1 protein-coding gene is annotated in these 1,136 nt (G+C 40.1%); it reads left to right on the forward strand.

What is annotated here, in order from left to right; translation table 11 throughout:
- Positions 1-253: 253 nt before the first annotated feature.
- Positions 254-961: a histidine utilization repressor gene (gene hutC / locus R7E47_RS24985; RefSeq protein WP_017448636.1), complete on the forward strand. Its 708-nt coding sequence runs from the start codon at positions 254-256 to the stop codon at positions 959-961.
- Positions 962-1,136 lie beyond the last annotated feature (175 nt).

Here is a 1,136-nt window from a genome sequence, read left to right on the forward strand (position 1 = left end):
AACATGTCTTTCCTTTTTTGCGACTGTTTTTATTAGTTGTGCTTTGTTTACACAATTGCCTTATAAGCTGCAAGCAATAGACCGCAAGAATACGGCTTGATTCCATTATCGATTCAAAAAATATCAAATCAGCCAAATCATTCAGCAAGCAAATGCCCGTTATTTGTCTCTAAATGTCGTATTTGTCGATAACTATTTGCAATTTGTACTTAAATTGAGCAGTATTTGTATAGTCAATTTAAAAGGTATCATTATGTCTGCGCCACTCTACATGCAAATCAAACAATTTATCCTCGATAAAATTGATTCCGGAGATTGGATGGTCGGACAGCGCATTGCGACTGAAATCGAGCTGACTGAACAGTTTGGTGTAAGCCGAATGACAGTAAACAAAGCGATACGAGATCTGGTGAATGAAGGGAAACTACAACGTCGCCCAAGGTTGGGAACGTTCGTTTGTGACCCTAGTGAGAAATCAGAATCCCCATTACTAGATATTCGCAATATAGCGGAAGAAGTCAGTGACCGAGGACGCCAATACAGCAGTAAAGTAGTTCAGCAAGTCGCGATAAAAGCGGATGATAGCATCGCAATAAAACTTGGTGTAATGCTTGGTACAACGGTGTTTTACAGTGAGATCATTCACTATGAAGACAGCACACCTATTCAGTTAGAACTGCGTTGGGTAAACAGCCAGTACGCCCCGAGTTATCTTAACCAAGACTTCACCCAAATTACTCCTAATCAATACCTATCTAATAACTGTCCGTTGAGCGCGATTGAACACACGGTTGAAGCCATTGTTCCCGATAATCGCATCAAACTGGATTTGAAAATGCAGGCCAATGAACCTTGTCTTCTTCTTAATCGTAGAACATGGAGCCAAGACAAATTGGTCAGTACAGCTCTACTCTACCACCCAGGTAACAAGTACAAGCTGAGCTCTAAAGTTCTGCTCTAGGTGCATATAAATAGCCTTTCTCACCACGTTTTGATCACATTTTAGCAACATCACGCTTGTCACCGCATTCTTTTTGACCTATTTATTTGTATATACATTTAAAGATACAAATCAAAGTAGGAATGAGAGAATGGATTTGCTGATTGAGAATGCCCGACTAGTTAGCATGGAACGT

It is taken from the genome of Vibrio sp. Vb1026 (assembly GCF_033338745.1).
GTDB classification, from domain to species: domain Bacteria; phylum Pseudomonadota; class Gammaproteobacteria; order Enterobacterales; family Vibrionaceae; genus Vibrio; species Vibrio alginolyticus.